This window comes from Sebaldella sp. S0638 (assembly GCF_024158605.1).
GTDB lineage: Bacteria > Fusobacteriota > Fusobacteriia > Fusobacteriales > Leptotrichiaceae > Sebaldella.
Genome location: NZ_JAMZGM010000009.1, coordinates 23,159 through 40,963, shown reverse-complemented (window position 1 = coordinate 40,963; position 17,805 = coordinate 23,159). Strand labels below are relative to the sequence as shown.

At 36.3% G+C, this 17,805-nt stretch carries 18 protein-coding genes; all 18 read left to right on the top strand.

Annotation, left to right across the window (positions count from 1 at the left end; translation table 11 throughout):
• Window positions 1–1,074 (top strand): PstC family ABC transporter permease, encoded by a 1,074-nt coding sequence (locus NK213_RS04355; RefSeq protein WP_253347094.1) that lies wholly within the window; start codon window positions 1–3, stop codon window positions 1,072–1,074.
• Window position 1,075: 1 nt separating this feature from the next.
• The gene (gene pstA / locus NK213_RS04350) at window positions 1,076–1,957 is read left to right on the top strand and encodes a phosphate ABC transporter permease PstA (RefSeq protein ID WP_253347093.1); all 882 of its coding nucleotides are present in this window, start codon (window positions 1,076–1,078) and stop codon (window positions 1,955–1,957) included.
• A 275-nt stretch (window positions 1,958–2,232) separates the two neighbouring features.
• Entirely contained in the window at window positions 2,233–2,460 is a 228-nt protein-coding gene (locus NK213_RS04345) for a serine kinase (RefSeq protein ID WP_253347092.1), read from the top strand.
• Window positions 2,461–2,462: 2 nt separating this feature from the next.
• Window positions 2,463–2,684: a hypothetical protein gene (locus NK213_RS04340; RefSeq protein WP_253347091.1), complete on the top strand. Its 222-nt coding sequence runs from the start codon at window positions 2,463–2,465 to the stop codon at window positions 2,682–2,684.
• A 69-nt stretch (window positions 2,685–2,753) separates the two neighbouring features.
• Window positions 2,754–3,299 carry a hypothetical protein gene (locus NK213_RS04335; protein WP_253347090.1) on the top strand — a complete coding sequence of 182 codons (546 nt, stop codon included), beginning with the start codon at window positions 2,754–2,756 and terminating at the stop codon, window positions 3,297–3,299.
• Between the two features lie 236 nt (window positions 3,300–3,535).
• Complete coding sequence (locus tag NK213_RS04330; protein WP_253347089.1) at window positions 3,536–5,086, top strand: ABC transporter permease/substrate-binding protein; 1,551 nt, start codon at window positions 3,536–3,538, stop codon at window positions 5,084–5,086.
• Window positions 5,083–5,817, top strand: a complete 735-nt coding sequence (locus NK213_RS04325; RefSeq protein ID WP_253347088.1) for an ABC transporter ATP-binding protein — start codon at window positions 5,083–5,085, stop codon at window positions 5,815–5,817. The genes NK213_RS04330 and NK213_RS04325 overlap by 4 nt, the downstream gene beginning before the upstream one ends.
• A 36-nt stretch (window positions 5,818–5,853) precedes the next feature.
• Window positions 5,854–6,417 (top strand): glycerol-3-phosphate responsive antiterminator, encoded by a 564-nt coding sequence (locus tag NK213_RS04320; RefSeq protein ID WP_253347086.1) that lies wholly within the window; start codon window positions 5,854–5,856, stop codon window positions 6,415–6,417.
• 297 nt (window positions 6,418–6,714) lie between these two features.
• On the top strand, window positions 6,715–7,995 hold the full coding sequence (locus tag NK213_RS04315) for a nitrate/nitrite transporter (RefSeq protein WP_253347084.1): 1,281 nt from the start codon (window positions 6,715–6,717) through the stop codon (window positions 7,993–7,995).
• A gap of 75 nt (window positions 7,996–8,070) precedes the next feature.
• Window positions 8,071–8,847 (top strand): SDR family oxidoreductase, encoded by a 777-nt coding sequence (locus tag NK213_RS04310; protein WP_253347082.1) that lies wholly within the window; start codon window positions 8,071–8,073, stop codon window positions 8,845–8,847.
• Between the two features lie 61 nt (window positions 8,848–8,908).
• Window positions 8,909–10,342: an FGGY-family carbohydrate kinase gene (locus NK213_RS04305; RefSeq protein WP_253347080.1), complete on the top strand. Its 1,434-nt coding sequence runs from the start codon at window positions 8,909–8,911 to the stop codon at window positions 10,340–10,342.
• A gap of 47 nt (window positions 10,343–10,389) precedes the next feature.
• Window positions 10,390–11,835 (top strand): FAD-binding oxidoreductase, encoded by a 1,446-nt coding sequence (locus NK213_RS04300; RefSeq protein WP_253347068.1) that lies wholly within the window; start codon window positions 10,390–10,392, stop codon window positions 11,833–11,835.
• Window positions 11,832–12,653 (top strand): electron transfer flavoprotein subunit beta/FixA family protein, encoded by an 822-nt coding sequence (locus NK213_RS04295; RefSeq protein ID WP_253347067.1) that lies wholly within the window; start codon window positions 11,832–11,834, stop codon window positions 12,651–12,653. Before NK213_RS04300 ends, NK213_RS04295 begins: the two co-directional genes overlap by 4 nt.
• Entirely contained in the window at window positions 12,650–13,603 is a 954-nt protein-coding gene (locus NK213_RS04290) for an FAD-binding protein (protein WP_253347066.1), read from the top strand. Before NK213_RS04295 ends, NK213_RS04290 begins: the two co-directional genes overlap by 4 nt.
• Window positions 13,604–13,649: 46 nt before the next feature.
• Window positions 13,650–15,074 (top strand): FAD-binding oxidoreductase, encoded by a 1,425-nt coding sequence (locus tag NK213_RS04285; protein ID WP_253347065.1) that lies wholly within the window; start codon window positions 13,650–13,652, stop codon window positions 15,072–15,074.
• Between the two features lie 16 nt (window positions 15,075–15,090).
• Entirely contained in the window at window positions 15,091–15,879 is a 789-nt protein-coding gene (locus tag NK213_RS04280) for an electron transfer flavoprotein subunit beta/FixA family protein (protein ID WP_253347064.1), read from the top strand.
• A gap of 13 nt (window positions 15,880–15,892) precedes the next feature.
• The gene (locus NK213_RS04275; RefSeq protein ID WP_253347057.1) at window positions 15,893–16,927 is read left to right on the top strand and encodes an electron transfer flavoprotein subunit alpha/FixB family protein; all 1,035 of its coding nucleotides are present in this window, start codon (window positions 15,893–15,895) and stop codon (window positions 16,925–16,927) included.
• Window positions 16,928–16,944: 17 nt separating this feature from the next.
• Entirely contained in the window at window positions 16,945–17,730 is a 786-nt protein-coding gene (surE, locus tag NK213_RS04270; RefSeq protein ID WP_253347054.1) for a 5'/3'-nucleotidase SurE, read from the top strand.
• Window positions 17,731–17,805: the final 75 nt, after the last annotated feature.

Below are 17,805 nucleotides of genomic sequence, written 5' to 3'. Positions count from 1 at the left end.
ATGAAAAATAAATACATAAAAGAAAATATAGTAAAAATAATCTTATTTATTTTTGCTTTTATATCTGTAATAACAACAGCTGCCATTGTTGTCAGTTTATTCACCGAGTCAATTCCGTTTTTTAGCGGTGAGCGTCTGAAGCAGCTTTTCTCCTATGGTGAATTATGGGATCCGAGAGGAGGAAAATACTATGTACTGCCGCTTGTAGTGGGAACAATGATGATAGTGGTATTTTCCTGCTTGTTTGCTATTCCTCTGGGCTTGGGAAGCGCGATATATCTAAGTGAATATGCCAGCCCGAAAACAAGAAATATATTAAAACCGGTACTGGAAATACTGGCGGGAATACCATCAGTAGTGTATGGTTTTTTTGCTTTATTCTATATAACGCCTTTTTTGAAAAATAATATATCATGGCTGGCAAAGGTGGCACTTATCTTTCTCGTGCTTTTTTCATTGTACATGATGATAAAGTGTGTAAAAGGATTTATTGATAAGGACTTAATCAGCACTAAAATAATTTTGGGAATATTATTTTTGATTTTTTTGACTCTGTTTCTGTATCTTGTAGTTAATTTTGTGGGATTCTTTAAAGAAACATCAAATCTGAGAGTAGATACATTTAATGTTTTAAGCTCAAGTTTCGCTGTGGGAATTATGATTACACCGCTGGTAGCTTCAATAAGTGAAGATGCACTAAAGGCTGTCCCGAAAACAATGAGAGAAGGATCACTGGGATTAGGGGCTACTAAATTTGAAACAGTGTGGAATGTAACAATACCTGCTGCAATTTCCGGAATAGTTTCTTCTTTTATCCTTGCGATTTCAAGAGCAGTAGGCGAGACAATGGTAGTGGCAATGGCTGCCGGAGCAAAGCCGGTTCTGAATTTTAATCCTCTTGGTCAGGTTCAGACAATGACAGGATATATGGTAAATAAAAGCTTTGGTGAAGTAATGGTAGGCAGTCTGGAATTTCAGACAATATTCGTAGTAGGATTAATTCTGTTTTTCATGACATTTCTGCTTAATGTTATAGCTAAAACTGTAGTTCTGAAATTTAGGGAGGAATATTAATATGATGGAAAAAATGGCTATAGACAATTTGAAAATCAGAAAACTAAAAGATAAGATTTTTAGATATTTATTTTTCAGCTGTATTGTATTTTGTATAATTTTCCTTGTATTACTGCTGGCCGGAATAATAAAACAGGGTATAAGATGGATGAGCTTTGATTTTTTGAGAAACTTTCCTTCAAAAATCAGACCTCAGCGTGCAGGTGTTTATCCCGCACTCCTTGGAAGCTTATGGCTCGTAGGGCTTGTTGGTCTTATAACAATACCTGTGGGAGTGGGAGCAGCAATCTATCTTGAGGAATATTCAAATAAAAAAAGTAAACTTTATAATTTTCTTGAAGTAAATATATCGAATCTGGCAGGGGTTCCTGCGATCGTTTACGGTCTTTTGGGGCTTGCACTTTTTTCGAGACTGAAAGGTTTTCGCGGAAGTATACTTGCCGGAGCAGTAACGCTGTCTTTGATGGTCCTTCCGGTTGTTATAGTTTCTTCAAGGGAAGCTATAAAAGCAGTACCGAATATATTAAGAGAAGCGGCATATGGTCTGGGATTCACAAGATGGCAGATGATAAAGGCAGTGGTTCTTCCTTATGCTTCACCGGGGATTTTTACCGGAATTATACTTTCCCTTTCAAGAGCATTGGGAGAAGCGGCACCTTTATTAGTGGTAGGAGCAGCATCATATGTAACCAGAATACCTAACGGAATAATGTCCAGGTATACAGCACTTCCAATACAGATATATCAATGGTCGGGAATGCCGAAAAAAGATTTTCAGGAACTGGCAGCTACAGGAATAATAGTACTTCTGGTAATTCTTCTTTCTGCCAATACAGTGGCAATTGTTTTGAGAAATAAGTATCAGAAGGAAAGAGGAGAATAGTTAGTAAAGATAACAGGTTTGTGTGAGGGCAGGCCTGTTTTTTGCATATAGGATATAATTGGTGATTTTAAAGGAACACTTGTTATTTTATGTATTAAATAGGAGTATATTCAATATTATGGATTTTTGCTTAATTAACTAAAAAATGAGTAAAACATGGACTTTGGTTAAAAAGTAAATTGATGTTTAAATTAGTTGATGGTATAATTTTTAGAATAAATTTGAAATGTATATTTTCAATAGTAAGTGTTTAGAATAATATAGGAGGAAAGTGGATGAAATTATATCTGGTAGAACATACTATAAAAATCAACGGATTTTCCGAAGGGAAAATAATGGGAGTAGTTTCAGATAAAGAAAAAGCAGAAGAATTGATAAAAGATTACCAAAAAAAGAAGGGGTTTAAGAAGTATAAAGAAGGATTTAGAATAAAAAAAATGGAGATAGATAAGAGTTATCATAAAAAAGGTTTTAAATCCTGGTATAAGAAAGGAGTGGAATAAAAATGGTAGTATATCGATTAACTCATACGTATAACGTTGGAAAAGATAAAGACTATGAAGAAGTTAGGACAATCGGACTTTATTCCACAAAAAAGAAAGCCAGAGAAGCCATGAAAGATTATATGAAAATAAAGGGATTTAAATCACATATTGATGGTTTTTGGATAGATAAATGGGAAGTGGATAAAGATTTTGAATGGGGAGACGGATTTATTACAGTTTAAATCAAAGAAAGAAAAATTCTGGATTAGTAAGCAAAGATGGAAAAGATATCATGATTGGAGAAATTTACAATGGATTATGAAGATGAGGTTGGATTAATAAATGGTTTTAAAGAGCCACTGGGATTAGAAGAATATAGCGAACTATTTGATAAATCTTTTGGAAATATTTCAGATAAAAATGAAAGGGAAAAACATTTAGAATATCAGAGAAATATCATAAAAATGTTTAAAGAATTTTATTTCCAAAATGATTCCAGTGTTATAGTACGATTATGGTATTTTGATAAAATGGACGATCTTGGTTTATATGAAGAAGAAAATCTATTCTTATATGATGAATTGGAAAAGAAACAATTAAAGGATGTGTTGAGTTCTTTGAGCGGCAAGGAACTTTTATATGGAAAAAAATTCAAGATAGAAAAATTAGAAGACTTGGAAATTATTTTAAAATTTCAGCTAAGAACTTATAGAACAGCTGATTTTTATTTTGATAAATTAAAATTTATGCTTAAAGGCAGCTATGAATATAATATTCTGGTTTTTGGTGATTTTGCAGAAAATGAATATAATAAGATTTTAAAAGAAAATAATCTTTATTATAAATGCTTAGATTAATATCAAAACACGGTTTATTCCGTTCAAAATACCGGAACATATTGACTTATTCCGATAAATGAGGTATACCTTATTATTAAGATTGCTAGAGAGCAGAGAAAAGTGATCTTTATATATTTATATATATAAAGGTTATTTTTTTTTGTTTTTATTTAATTTAAATATAAATAAAAAATAATTTTTTTCAAATTATTTTTGTTTAATACAACTAAAAATAAGGACAAAAAGGGAGCTTTATGAATTATATAAGTATTCTGCTTAAAGATTTTATGGACAAAAAACAATATTATATGGAACTAATAGTCCAGCATATTCAAATATCAGTAACAGCGATTGTTCTATCCACTGTTTTCGGTATTATGCTGGGGATTTTGATTTATTACAATAAAAAATTAAGGCTGGTAATACTGCCTGTTGTTAATTCTATTTACACCATTCCGTCAATAGCCACATTTGGACTGCTTATATCTTTTGTAGGCATAGGCTTTTTTAATGCAGTGACCACTCTGGTGATTTACGGTCTTCTGCCTATTGTAACGGCAACATACACAGGACTTGAAAATGTAAATAAAAAGACACTGGAAGTATCAAAAGCAATGGGAGCCACAGAAAGACAGACTTTTCTAAAAGTACAGATCCCGCTGGCAATGCCGGTGCTTGTATCAGGGTTTAAGACTATGGTGACAATGACAATCTCACTTGCAGGTATAGCTTCTTTTATAGGGGCAGGCGGTCTGGGGGAAAGCATTTACAGGGGAATAAATACAAATAATTCTAATTTGATTGTAATAGGGAGCATACTTATTATTATGCTGAATATTACGTTTGATTTTCTTATTTCAAGATGGGAAAGCTATACGATAAAAAAGATAAATGGTAAAGCCGGAAAGAAGAAAAAGCAGTTTTATTTTACATGGCTAATATTTATATTTATTTTTGCAGCGGCTTTTTCGGGAAGTATAAAAAAACATGAGAAAATAGTGGTAGCCTCGAAACCTTGGACAGAACAGATAATACTCGGCGAGATGGCGGGGATTCTTATAGAGGAAAATACTGATATAAAAGTAGAAAGAAAGTTCAATATAGCGGGAGGAACAAGAAATATACATCTGGCAATGCTGAATAAAGAAGTAGACCTTTATCCCGAATATACAGGAACAGCGTGGCTTACTGTTTTGAAGAGGAAAATGATAAAAAACCAGGATGAGTTATACAAGATACTAAATGAAGAATATCAAAAAAACTATAATTTCAAGTGGTTGGGACTTTTAGGATTTAATAACTCTTTTGAACTTACTTTGAAAAGAGAGCTTGCAGAAAAAGAGAATATAAAGACATATTCAGATTTAGCGAAAAAAAGCGGGAATTACAAGTTTGCGGCAGAATTTGAATTTTTTGAGAGAGAAGACGGATTTGATGCTATGTCTGATCTGTACGGGATGAATTTTAGGAAAACAGTGGGAATGGATGTAAATCTGAAATATAAAGCTGTGTCAAACGGTAATGTGGATGTGATAAATTCATTTACTACCGACAGCCTTATAAAAAAACACGATTTAGTGATATTGAAAGATGACAGAAATTATTTTCCGCAGTATAATGCAGGATTTATTATCAGGGAAGATACTGTACGGAAATATCCAAAAGCAGCAGAGCTTTTGGAAAAGCTTAATAACAGCATAAGTGACGAACAGATGAGGGATTTGAATTATGAGGTGGATGTAAATAAAAAATCCCCTTATGAAGTGGCAAAGACATTTTTAAAGGAAAGGAACTTAATAAAATGAGTATAATTAAATTTGAAGGTGTATATAAATCATATGACAGCAATGAAGTGCTGCGGAATATAAATCTTACTGTCAGTAAAGGGGAATTTATAACTATTCTTGGGAAAAGCGGAGGAGGAAAATCAACATTGCTGAGGCTTGTAAATTTTCTTGAGAAGAAAAATTCAGGGAATCTTGAGGTGTTTAATAAAGAGATAGAAACATGGAATGAGATAGAACTGAGAAGAAAAATAGGTTATGTAATACAGAATACGGAACTTTTTCCGCATATGACCATTGAAAAAAATGTGGGTTACACAATGGAACTAAAAAATAAAAGCAAAATTGAGATAAAAAAGAGAACGGAAAAACTGCTTAGGATGATGAAACTTCCTGAGGATTATCTGGGGAAGTATCCCGGCGAGCTGAGCGGAGGAGAGCAGCAAAGAGTGGGTGTAGCAAGGGCATTGGCAGATTCTCCTGAGATTATACTTATGGATGAACCATTCGGGGCGTTAGACGAGGTCACAAGAAGAAATCTTCAGGATGAGATAAAAAAAATACAAAGAGAACTTGGTGTTACGATAATATTGGTGACGCATGATATAGACGAGGCATTTAAGCTCGGGGACAGGATAGTGCTGATGAATAACGGGGAAATTGATCAGCTGGGTACAAAAGAGGATTTTTTCAGCGGGATAAATTCAGATTTTGGGAAAGATTTCTTTGGAAATAAACTGAAAGTAATGTAAAATAATTTTGGGATAAAAAATTTAACGGAGGTTTTTATGAAAAATGACTTACATGAATTGCTGGGTGATAATCCGGTAATAGCAGGGGTAAAAGATGACAAAAGTCTGGAGGTAACGTTATTATCTGATTGTGAAATAATATTTATATTATATGGAAATATCGTAAATATAAGAGAAATAGTGGAAAAGGTAAAAGATTCAGGGAAAATGGCTTTTATAAATGTCGATCTTATTGAAGGATTTTCAAATAAAGAGATTGTAATTCAGTTTCTGAAGAAAAACACAAAAGTAGACGGCATATTAAGCTCAAAGGCTCCAATGGTAAGAGCAGCAAGGCTAAACGGTCTTTACAGCATACACAGATTATTTCTGATAGATTCTTTTTCTTTTAATAACGTGGAAAAACAGATAGAGATGTCACAGCCTGACTGTATAGAGGTATTGCCGGGATGGCCTAAGGTAATTTCATGGATGGTGGAAAAAGTAAATATCCCTATAATAGCAGCAGGTCTGGTGTGTGAAAAAGAAGATGTGCTGGCAGCACTGGATGCAGGAGCAGTTGCAATTTCCACAACAAATCAGGAAATATGGTCAATGTAAAAAAATTATTTATTTTGTCTGTTGACAAAATGAAAAATGAGGGTATAATGTTAATGATAAAATTACTAGAGGAGAGAGAAAAGTAGTTTTTTAAACAAAAAATGACTTTTCTCTCTTTTTTTGTACCAAATTTTTATATTAAAAAATGTTTAAATAATAAATAATGCATTAGTTAACTAAAAAGTAAGGAGGTGAACAGAAAATTTCAGGGACAAAAAGTAAAACATTAGCCGGCAACTAATAAGCAGAGAGTGGAGTTATAAAAAATAAGATATAAATAAAAGGAGTGAAAAGGTCATGGGTGAAAAAGCTCAGAAAAAATGGATAAGTCTGGCAGTATTAGCAGCCGGCGGAGGAATTATATTTCAGCTTCCATATTTAAGATATGCATTTTATACACAGCTTCAGGAAGCATTGGGATTTAGTCACGAACAATATGGGAATCTGATGACAGTATATGCAGTAGTGGCAATGCTTTCGTATTTTCCCGGAGGATGGCTTGCGGATCGTATTTCTGCGAGAAAGATGCTGACATTTTCGTTTATATCAACAGGGATTACAGGATTTTACTTTGCGACTTTTCCGTCATACGGGATGAACATGCTGCTTCATGCGTTTTGGGGAGTATCAACAATACTTACATACTGGGCAGCTTTGCTGAAAGTCACAAGAACTCTGGGGAATCATGATGAACAGGGGAGAATGTACGGGATGCTTGAAGGCGGTCGAGGACTAGCGTCAGCAATAGCAGCATATGCACTGCTTGCAGTTTATACCAAAATAGGTGAAGGAACGTATGGAATGGGATGGGTAATAAATGTCTATTCGATTCTTCATATAGTATTAGGTATATTAACATGGCTGGTAATAAGAGACCCTAAAGAGTCAGAAAAAACAACGCCTGTACTTGACGATATTGTGACAGTAATAAAAATGCCGCGTGTATGGCTTCTTTGCGGAGTAGTGTTTACGACATATTCTATATTTGCAGGAATGACTTATACACCGCCGTATCTCCAGAATGTATTCGGTGCTTCTGTGGGAGTGGCAGCAGCAATAGGAATATTTCAGAGATATATTATGCAGTTTCTCGGCGGAGCCGGCGGGGGAATAATTGCAGATAAAATAGGGTCAAGAACAAAGGTGCTTTTCACAGGATATATAATTATTCTTATTTCACTGGTGATATTTCTGGTGACGCCGGGATCGCACAATATGATGATGTTGATAGTGGCGAATATAATCCTGATGGGCGTAACCGTGTATGTAATGAGAGGACTTTATTTTGCAATAGTGGACGAGCTTGAGGTTCCTTTGAGAATAACGGGAGCTGCTGTGGGATTCGCGTCACTGATAGGTTACATTCCGGATATATACATTTATAAGCTCATAGGAAGATGGCTTGACCAGTATCCGGGAATACAGGGATACAAATATATGTTTATGTTTATGCTGGCAACAACAATAATAGGAACTGTAATAATGTATTTTGTAAAAAGAATAATCTACAATCTGGAAAATAAACGGGAAGTGCAGAAGGAAAAAGTTCAGGAAGGTGTACAGGTACTGAATGATTAAGCTTGAATTTACATTTCGGATATTTGATAAAACTGAAAATAGCTATTAAATAAAACAAAAACAGGAGGAAACAGGATGAATATAACAGATTTTTCAATGAATTATTTTTCTTTAAAAGGTAAGAATGCAATAGTTACAGGAGGAAATACCGGCCTTGGACAGGCTTTTTCGCTGGCACTGGCAAAGGCAGGGGCAAATATATTTATTCCCAGCATAATGGAAGATGACGGAACTACGAAGAAGCTTATAGAAGCTGAAGGCGGGAAAATGGTATTTATGAAAGCAGATATTACAGAAGAGGGAGCAGCAAAAAAAATAATAGATGCCTGTGTGGAAAGTCTGGGTTCTGTGGATATTCTTGTAAACAGTGCGGGAATTTGCAAAATTGCGGAAGTTCTTGAGTTCGGCAGAAAAGAATGGGATGCAATGATAGATATTAACCTTACAGCAGCATTCGAACTAAGCTATGAAGCCGCTAAAAGAATGATACCGCAAAGAAGCGGAAAAATAATAAATATTTGTTCTCTTTTCTCATATCTCGGAGGACAATGGTCTCCGGCTTATTCAGCAACGAAGCACGGGCTTGCCGGATTTACAAAAGCATATTGCGACGAACTGGCACAGTATAATATTCAGGTAAACGGAATAGCACCGGGATACTATGCAACAGAAATAACAACAAAAACAAGAAGCAATCCTGAAACAAACCAGAGAGTGTTGGATCATATACCGGCAAATCGTTGGGGAGAGACATTAGACTTAATGGGAGCAACAGTATTTTTAGCAAGTAAGGCATCTGACTATGTAAACGGTCACTTACTGGTAGTAGACGGAGGATATCTCGTAAGATAAGCGGCAGTATCCTGTCTTATTCATAACAAGAGTTTTATTATAGAAGGGATGAAATTATTTTATGGCTAAAAAATATATAATTGGTGTAGACGGCGGATCACAAAGTTCGAAGGTTGTTATATTTGATCTGGAGGGAAATATTATCTGTGAGGGAAGCCAGAAACTAAAACCAATGCACTTGGCAGAACCGGGAATAGTGGAGCATCCGGAAGATGATTTATGGGATTCTATTGTCATTGCCTGCAGAAGAGCACTGGATAATTTTCCGGGAGATGTCAGCGATATTATAGGATTGGGATTATGTACAATAAGATTTTGCAGGGTTTTGCTGAAAGAAGACGGGACATTGGCTTCACCTGCAATGAGCTGGATGGACGCAAGAGTATCAAGACCTCATGAACACGTTAATCCGGAAGTCAGATATGTTACTACATCATCTGGATATATAACACACAGATTTACAGGGGAATTTAATGATACTGCGGCAAACTATCAGGGACAGTGGCCTGTAAATACTGACACATGGGAATGGAGTACTGATGAAGAGGTAATGAAGTATAACAATATACCGAGAGAGATGTTGTTTAATCTGAAAATGCCGGGAGATATACTGGGATATGTAACTGAAAAAGCGGCAAAGCTGACAGGCATACCACAGGGAATTCCTGTAGTGGCAACAGCTAATGATAAAGCGGTGGAAGCGCTCGGAGCAGGGCTTTTATCAGAAAAAACAGCACTAATATCATTAGGGACATATATTGCTTCCATGGTGCCGGGACATGAGAATTTGAAAAATACAAGTAATTTTTGGGTTAATTTTGCATCAACACCAAGAAATTACCTGTATGAAAGCAATGGTATACGTCGTGGAATGTGGACAGTAAGCTGGTTTAAAGATCTGCTTGGTGACGATGTGGTAAAAAAAGCAGAAGTATTAGGCGTTTCACCTGAAGAATATCTGAATAACGAAGCAGAAAAAGTTCCTGCGGGAAGCAACGGACTAATGACAGTTCTTGACTGGCTTGCACCTTCGGATAAAGTATACAGAAAAGGTCTCATGGTAGGTTTTGACGGGAGACATACAAGAGCGCATATGTACAGATCAATACTGGAAGCTATTGCTATGACAATGAAAAACCGTGTGGATGAAATGTGTGACGAGTTAAATGTAAAAATGGACAGCATAATTATTTCCGGCGGAGGTTCTAACAGTGAGCTGTTTATGCAGATTTTCTCCGATGTATTCGGTCTTCCTGCATCAAGAAATGTAGTAAACGGATCTGCAAGTGTGGGGTCAGCAATATGTGTGGCAGTAGGACTGGGAATATACGATTCTTATGATGAAGCAATTAAGAAAATGGTAAAGGTAAAAGACGTATTCCATCCAAATGGAGAGAATACAGATTTATATGATAAAGCAAATAATGAAGTATATAAACATATAACAAGTTATTCAGATAAAATTCTGGAAAAATCATATCCGATTTTTAAATAATAATCGAACATATAAAATTACATAAATAGATTTGAGAGGAGACAAATATGTCATTATCAAGGGAAAAAATAGTAGAGGGACTCATTGGGATATTGGGGGCAGAAAAAGTAGTTACTGATGAACAGGTTTTGAAAGAAAGCAGTATAGACCGTTTCAGAAAATATGAGGATGTAAGCGGAGTGTACACACAGCCGCTGCCCGCAGCAGTGGTTTATGCCGAAAGCAGTCAGGAAACAGCAGATATTCTGAAATTTGCCAATGAAAACAAAATAAATGTGGTACCCAGAACAGGACGTTCTTCTATAGAAGGAGGGCTGGAAACGGTAGTTCCGGACTCGATAGTCCTTGACGGCTCAAGAATGGACAAAATACTTAACATAGACACCTATAATATGCAGGTAACGTGTGAATGCGGTGTTCCCCTTGAAGTAGTGGAAAATATACTGAGAGAACAGGGATATACAACAGGACATTCACCTCAGTCAAAACCTTTGGCACAAATGGGCGGAATAGTCGCTGTAAGAAGCACGGGGCAGTTTTCGACATTATACGGCGGTATAGAAGATATGATAGTGGGCCTTGAGGCAGTTTTCCCAAATGGTCTTATTACAAGAATAAAAAATGTACCGAGAAGAGCTGCAGGGCCTGATATAAGACATATAGTAGTGGGTAATGAAGGAGCTTTATGTTTTATAACAGAAGTAACAGTAAAAATATATAAGTACAGACCGGAAAATAATATATTTATGGGGTATGTACTGGATGACATGAAAACAGGATTTGAAATTCTGCGTGAAGTAATGGTAGAAGGATATAAACCTTCTGTAGCACGTTTATATGACGAAGAAGACGGGGATTATTATTTTTCGCATTTTGCAAATAATAAATGTGTTCTTATATTCATGGCAGAAGGAACAAAAGCTATTGCTGATGCCACAGCGGCAGGAATAGAAGAGATAGTAGGAAAACATCCCGAATGTAAAAAAGTAGACAGCCAGCTGATAAAAACATGGTTTGATAACTTGAACTGGGATCCGAAAAAGGTAGCTGAGGAAAGAGAAGAAATAAAGGAGACTCAAAATATAGGATTTACCACAGAAGTGTCAGGAAGCTGGGATGTTATTTATAATATCTATGAAGCATGCTGCAGAAGAATAAAAGAAGAAATACCGGATATTACAATGATGGGCGGACATTCGTCGCACAGCTATATGAACGGGACAAATATGTATTTTATGTATTATTATAACCTTGTGGATATAAAACCAGAGGAAGAAATTACAAAATATCATAATCCGATAAATACAATAATAGTAGAAGAAACTATAAAAGCCGGAGGTTCAATGGTTCACCACCATGGAATCGGAAAACACAGGGCACCTTGGGTAAAAGAAGAATTCGGTTCTTCATACTATCTGCTTGAAACACTGAAAAAATCATTTGATCCTAATGGAATTATGAATATGGGAACATTGATACCAATAGAAAAATGAATATATTAGTATGTTTTAAAGCAGTTCCTGATTTTGAGATGATGTCTGAAGATGCATGGAATATAGATTCAAAGCTGAATGTAGATATGACTTATGTAAGAAGTATATTAAACTGCTTTGATGAGAGTGCACTGGAAATGACACTGAGGCTTTCTGATTTATCAGAGAGTCTCGATATTCCGGTGAAGCTTTCTGCATTGACAATAGCAGGAGAAAAGTCAGATGTTTATTTGAAAAATTTATATGCTTTAAAATTTCAGGAAGGTATCAGAATTGAAAATAACGAGGATATAAGATTTTTTCCCGAGGTAACTGCATCGGTAATAAGCAGATATGCAAAAGAATATGGAGATCAGGATGTTCTTATACTGGGAAGACAGAGCAGTGAAGGCGATAATGCAAAAACTCCGCTTTTAGTATCGGAAATGCTGGGATGGCCTTGTATTACACAGGTAACAGACATAAAACCGGACACTGAAAAAACTCTCCGGATAGCAAGTATGACAGATGAGGGAATACTTACGCAGACAGTAGAGACACCTGTGGTAATATCAGTAGGAAATGCACCTGTTTCTCATTTAAGGGTACCGACATTAAAAGATAAAATGAAGTACGGAAAAACTCCTGTGAAGGTTTTTAATGGTGAAGAGTTTGGAATAAGGGAACTCATGAGGGAATATAGCGTGGATTATGAATTTGTAAATATGGAAAAAACAGATACAAAAAGAGAGGGGATAATCATAAAAGGAGATACTCCCGGGGAAAAAACCCGGATTTTGTATGAGAAGTATCTGAAAGAAAGGCTGGAAAAACTATGAAATATACAGTTGTATTAAACGGATGTTCTGACAGCTTTGTTTCTCAGGCACAAGAGATTAATAACTTTCTGTATAACAATAACAAAGACTTTACAGAAGGAAGAACAGTGATATTTTATTCTGCGGAAGAAAAAAGAGAGGAGTTAATTTCAGGTTCTCCGCTTGAAAATATATTAATGATAAAAGTAAAGGGATATCAGCCTGAGAATATATTGAAAATACTGGAGAAAACTGAAAGTGGGGATAAATCTGATTTATATTTGTTTCCCGGTGACTTTTCAGGAAGTGAATTATCTGTGAGATTTTCTGTAAGAATGAAGGGAAGTTCTCTCGCTGGAACAAATAATGTAAAAATGCTGCAGAATGGTATATTATGCAGTAAATTTGTTTATCTGGGAAATATGAAAGGGGATTTTATACTATATAAAAAGCCGTGGTGTCTGTCTCTTGCCAAAGGTACAGGATACAGAGAGGTTCCGGATACTGGTAATAAAATAGTTCATGATATTGATATGACAGAAATTACAGAAGACAGTTTTATTAAGGAATATAAATTTGAAAAAGAGGAAAAAGAGAGCGGACTTGAACATGCTAAATTTATCCTTGCAGCGGGAAAAGGAGTAAAAAGCAGGGAAAAAATGAAAGCAGTGGAGGAAATCGCAAGAAGGCTGGGAGCAGAAGTGGGAGTGAGCAGACCTGTAGCAACAAGTGCTTTTGCACCTATGAATCAGCTTATCGGTGTGTCAGGTGCTATGACAAGCCCTGAATTATGCATAATAGCAGGAGCATCGGGAGCATCAGCTTTTTTTTCCGGAGTGGAGAAAAGTGAATTTATAATATCTGTAAATACAGATGAGAGAGCCTTTGTGGTGAAATCTTCAGATGTGGCAATAATAGACGACTATGAAAAAATACTGGAAGAACTGGTGAAGCTGATAGCTGATCAGTGAATATATCCAAAATAATTTTTACAAATTTTTTTGAAAGGAGAGGATTATGAAAAAGCAGCTGATTTTTCCCATGGAGGAAAAGTATGCGGAATATTTACGGGATGAGTCCAGAATGGCAGGTGTTGCAGAAAGTATATCCTTTCCGGAAAATGAGGAAGAGATACTGGAAGTCATGTCAGTGATGAAAGAAAATAACACTGCAATAACTATTCAGGGCGGGAAAACAGGAATTACAGGCTGTGCAGTTCCTGCAGGCGGGCATATTATGAATCTTTCCAGACTGAATAATATAAAAGAATATACAGAGACAGAAGACGGGGCGTTACTACGGGTAGAAGCAGGAGTGACCCTGATGGAATTGAAAAAATCAGTAAGAAAACTAAGTAACGGCAGAAAGCTTTTCTGGGCTCCCGACCCCACGGAAGTAACAGCAACTGTAGGAGGAATCGCAGGGTGCAATGCAAAGGGAATCAGTGCTTATTTATACGGGGGAGCAAGAGAGCATATCAGTGCAATAAGAGTAATACATTCGGATCAGACAATCAGGGAAATAAAAAGAGGCAGTGAAACGGTCATCTTTTTGGGAGAACAGACAGATTTAATAGATGTATATCTGGGCGGCGAAGGAATGTACGGTGTTATTACAGAACTGACTCTTGAATTACTGCCGCAGGCAAAGGAAATCTGGGGGATAGGATTCTTTTTTTATGATAAAAAAGATGCTTTTTTATTTATCGGAAAATTTTTTGAGAAAGACTTGGACATAGATGGAAGCAATATCGCAGTAATGGAGTATCTTGATAAAAATACAATTGATATAATACAGAAAAGAAAGGAAACTGTAACAAAACTAAAGGAAATACCCGATATAGATAATAATGTGGAAGCAATGATATATATAGAAATTCATGGAAACAGCGAGGATTCTGTGGAACAGACAGCGGAAATTCTAATGGAAACAGCAATGGAAGCAAATAGTGATCCGGATAACAGCTGGGCTGTGTCAGGTGAGGCTGAAATAGAAAAAATGCGGGACTTCCGCCATGCTGCCCCTGAATCGGCGAATTTGTTTATTGAGGAAATAAGACAAAAAGAACCGAGGATAACAAAACTTGGGACTGACATGAGTTTAAGCAGCGGGCATTTTGGGAGTATAGTGGAAAACTATGAGGAAGATCTGAAAAAATCTGGGCTGAAAGGGTGTGTTTTTGGTCATATAGGCGGTAATCATCTTCATATAAATATACTTCCCGAGAATTACGAGGAGTATATCAAAGGAAGAAACCTGCTTAGAAAATGGTCAGAAGATATAATTGAAAAAAATGGGGAAATAGCAGCGGAACACGGCATTGGAAAGCTGAAAAGAGATTTTTTTCTGGAAATAATGCCTAAAACTATTATTGATAAAATAAGAAAAGAAAAGGATATCTATGACCCCGAAGGATTATGGAATCCTGATAATATGATATAAAATACAGGAGATTTATATGTTGAAAATAGCAGTTTGTATAAAACAGGTTCCGGCATTTTCCGAAGGGAAGACTGATCCTGAAACAGGGGTCATTCTAAGAGACAGAATAGAGCCTGTTTTAAATGTTTATGATCTTCCTGCATTGGAGACTGCCTTGCAGATAAAAGAAGCAACAGAGGCAAATATTGATGTATTTACTATGGGGCCTGAAAAAGCAGCAGATGTAATGAGGGAAGCATACGGAATGGGTGCAGACAGAGGGTATCTTCTCAGCGATAAGCGTTTTTCAGGGGCAGATGTACTGGCTACATCATATACACTAATGCAGGGAATGAAATTAACCGATAATTATGATCTGATAATCTGCGGAAAACAGACAACAGACGGAGATACTGCACAGGTAAGCGGTGCCTTGGCGAAATGGTTCGGGATTCCCGGAATTAACTGGGTGTCAAAGATAAACTCCGCGGAAACAGACGGAATAACTGTTGAACAAACCATGGAAAAGGAAACGGCTGTTATCAGAGTACCATATCCTTGCCTTTTATCAGTGGAGCGTAATATTTATATTCCAAGGCTTCCGTCACTTAAACTGAAAATGGCAGCCAGAAAAAAAGAGATAAAAATTATTACATTGGACGAACTTGAAGATAAAAACAGAGAAAACTACGGATTATCAGGATCACCTACTAAAGTACGAAAGATATATCCCGCAGTAAAAACAAAAAAGCAGGATATAATGATAAAAAGTGCTTTGGAGTCTGCGGACAGGATATTTGAAATAATAAACAGCATAAAAAACTGAAAAGGAAAAAAATATGACTGTAATTAAAAACAGGGAAATAAAAAAAATAAATAAGGAAGACTGGAAAGATATACTGGTGTATATAGAGACTTTTCACGGAGAAGTTCATCCTGTGAGTTACCAGATGATAGGAAAAGCCGGAGAACTGGCAAAGCAGACCGGATATAATATACACGGCGTTGCCGTCGGGAAAAACACAGACCGGATAAAAGATGAACTGAAAAATTATCCTTTGAAAAAGGTCTTTTTATATGAAACAGACGGAAATTTTCTGGCAGATTCATATGAAAAAATGGTGTCGGACTGTATTCTGGAATTAAAGCCGTCTATAGTATTAATCGGAGGAACACCGGAAGGAAGAGCCCTTGCACCTCTGGCAGCAGTTAATTTTAATACGGGACTTACAGCAGACTGTACAGAGCTAAAACTCCTTGAAAATACAGATTTGGTGCAGATAAGACCGGCTTTCGGCGGAAATATAATGGCAGAAATACTAACAGAGAATTCCAGACCGCAGTTCGCAACAGTAAGGTATAATATAGTCCCCCCGGCAGACCCGGTTTATAATAATGATATTGAATTTATACATAAGAATGCCGGTGAATTCACGCAAAGCAGGATGACAGTGATAGAGAATATACCAATTGAAAAAAAGGAAGGGATTCAGGAAAAGGAAATACTTATAGTGGCAGGAAAAGGAATAAAGAAAAAAGAAGACCTCCATTTACTTGAAGGACTGGCAGAGGTATTAAACGGCGGAATTGCCGCAACAAGGGGAATTGTGGAAAAAGGATGGCTTGCGCATGACAGACAGATAGGACTTTCAGGTCAGGCTGTGAGGTCAAAACTTATTATTACATGCGGAGTTTCCGGATCAGTGCAGTTTATGGCGGGGATTTCAGGTGTAGAAAATATAATTGCGATAAATACAGACCCTGATGCAGGAATTTTTGATATGGCTCATTATCCTGTATGCGGCGATCTTTACGAAATTATTCCGGAATTAATAAAGAAAATTAAGCAGTCCGGCGGAAATATAAATATATAATATTTAAGGAGTCAGATATGAGACCTTTGATTTTGATTACTAATGATGATGGTGTGAATTCGCCGGGATTAATGGCAGCTGCAGAAGCGGCGGCAAAGTTAGGGGATGTTTTGATAGCGGCACCGAGATTTCAGCAGTCCAGTATGGGACGTTCACTTCCAAAAAATGAAAATGCAGGGAAAATAGAAAAATTGAAGCTGAAAATAAACGGAGAAGAAAAGGAAGCATATGGGGTGCATGGTTCACCTGCTCTTGCAGTATCCCACGGAATCCTTGAGCTGGCAGACAGAAAGCCGTCCTTATGTATAAGCGGTATAAATTACGGGGAAAATCTGGGGTTATCTATAAGCTGCAGCGGGACAGTGGGGGCGGCTTATGAAGCTGACAGTCATAATATACCTTCTATTGCGGTATCGGTAGGCGTACCTCTGAATAAACAACATTCCTCAGATTACAGTAAAATAGACTGGAAAGCTGCAAAAGCCGCCATAACAAAACTAGCAGACTTAATTTTGAATAAGGGACTAAATGATGATATAAGAATATTAAATGTAAATGTTCCCCGTGAAGCAAATGAAAAAACAGAATATAGAGTAACAAAACAAAGCAGGCATAATTACTCTGTATTTTTAAAGCCCGAAGAGAGAAATCTAAATGAGAGTTATATATTAAAGTCAAAATTAGATGTAGATATTAAAAATATTGAGAAGAACAGTGATATTTATGCACTTTATTTTGATAAAGTTATTTCTGTTACACCATTAACTTGGGATCTTACTGCAAAGGGGGAATTAGAACTTTAGAAGTTTCTGCCGGAATGCCGTAAATTAACTTATATCTTTAAAATTAATGTGATAATTTGAATAAACAAAAAAATT

What these genes read in the sequence shown, in the direction of transcription:
- NK213_RS04355 (WP_253347094.1), top strand. Translation starts at nt 1, where the DNA reads ATGAAAAATAAATACATAAAAGAAAATATAGTAAAAATAATCTTATTT.
- pstA (WP_253347093.1), top strand. Translation starts at nt 1,076, where the DNA reads ATGATGGAAAAAATGGCTATAGACAATTTGAAAATCAGAAAACTAAAA.
- NK213_RS04345 (WP_253347092.1), top strand. Translation starts at nt 2,233, where the DNA reads ATGAAATTATATCTGGTAGAACATACTATAAAAATCAACGGATTTTCC.
- NK213_RS04340 (WP_253347091.1), top strand. Translation starts at nt 2,463, where the DNA reads ATGGTAGTATATCGATTAACTCATACGTATAACGTTGGAAAAGATAAA.
- NK213_RS04335 (WP_253347090.1), top strand. Translation starts at nt 2,754, where the DNA reads ATGGATTATGAAGATGAGGTTGGATTAATAAATGGTTTTAAAGAGCCA.
- NK213_RS04330 (WP_253347089.1), top strand. Translation starts at nt 3,536, where the DNA reads ATGAATTATATAAGTATTCTGCTTAAAGATTTTATGGACAAAAAACAA.
- NK213_RS04325 (WP_253347088.1), top strand. Translation starts at nt 5,083, where the DNA reads ATGAGTATAATTAAATTTGAAGGTGTATATAAATCATATGACAGCAAT.
- NK213_RS04320 (WP_253347086.1), top strand. Translation starts at nt 5,854, where the DNA reads ATGAAAAATGACTTACATGAATTGCTGGGTGATAATCCGGTAATAGCA.
- NK213_RS04315 (WP_253347084.1), top strand. Translation starts at nt 6,715, where the DNA reads ATGGGTGAAAAAGCTCAGAAAAAATGGATAAGTCTGGCAGTATTAGCA.
- NK213_RS04310 (WP_253347082.1), top strand. Translation starts at nt 8,071, where the DNA reads ATGAATATAACAGATTTTTCAATGAATTATTTTTCTTTAAAAGGTAAG.
- NK213_RS04305 (WP_253347080.1), top strand. Translation starts at nt 8,909, where the DNA reads ATGGCTAAAAAATATATAATTGGTGTAGACGGCGGATCACAAAGTTCG.
- NK213_RS04300 (WP_253347068.1), top strand. Translation starts at nt 10,390, where the DNA reads ATGTCATTATCAAGGGAAAAAATAGTAGAGGGACTCATTGGGATATTG.
- NK213_RS04295 (WP_253347067.1), top strand. Translation starts at nt 11,832, where the DNA reads ATGAATATATTAGTATGTTTTAAAGCAGTTCCTGATTTTGAGATGATG.
- NK213_RS04290 (WP_253347066.1), top strand. Translation starts at nt 12,650, where the DNA reads ATGAAATATACAGTTGTATTAAACGGATGTTCTGACAGCTTTGTTTCT.
- NK213_RS04285 (WP_253347065.1), top strand. Translation starts at nt 13,650, where the DNA reads ATGAAAAAGCAGCTGATTTTTCCCATGGAGGAAAAGTATGCGGAATAT.
- NK213_RS04280 (WP_253347064.1), top strand. Translation starts at nt 15,091, where the DNA reads ATGTTGAAAATAGCAGTTTGTATAAAACAGGTTCCGGCATTTTCCGAA.
- NK213_RS04275 (WP_253347057.1), top strand. Translation starts at nt 15,893, where the DNA reads ATGACTGTAATTAAAAACAGGGAAATAAAAAAAATAAATAAGGAAGAC.
- surE (WP_253347054.1), top strand. Translation starts at nt 16,945, where the DNA reads ATGAGACCTTTGATTTTGATTACTAATGATGATGGTGTGAATTCGCCG.